Consider the following 286-nt stretch of genomic DNA (forward strand, 5'->3'; position numbering starts at 1 on the left):
GTTGCCCGAGAGCTGCGTCACATCTGGCGTGTAGCACGAAGGCGCGACGGCACCGGCTTTGATACCCTCTTCACCGCACGGTTTCTCGTGGTAGCTGTGGCGATGCGCCTTAAAATGCAAGCAGTCGCCACAACGGTAGCTGTCTACCATCGCCTTGGGCAATGCTTGTGTCAGCAAGTCTTTCTTTTGCACGTCCTTTCCTTTTGTGGCGTTGACAGAGCGGGCCCCAAGGACCCGAATACGACTAGGTTACACTAGATCGAAATAACTGTCAAGCGCCAACAAT

The 286-nt window shown here is 54.5% G+C and carries 1 protein-coding gene; it reads right to left on the reverse strand.

Features of this window, described 5'->3' with window-relative positions; all coding sequences use genetic code 11:
* Window positions 1-192, reverse strand: a 192-nt coding sequence (locus AC1RP1_RS07735) for a hypothetical protein (protein ID WP_481762679.1), incomplete at its 3' end; no start/stop codon positions are given.
* Window positions 193-286: the final 94 nt, after the last annotated feature.

This window comes from Dellaglioa sp. CoH-56-MRSF-13, from assembly GCF_056782095.1.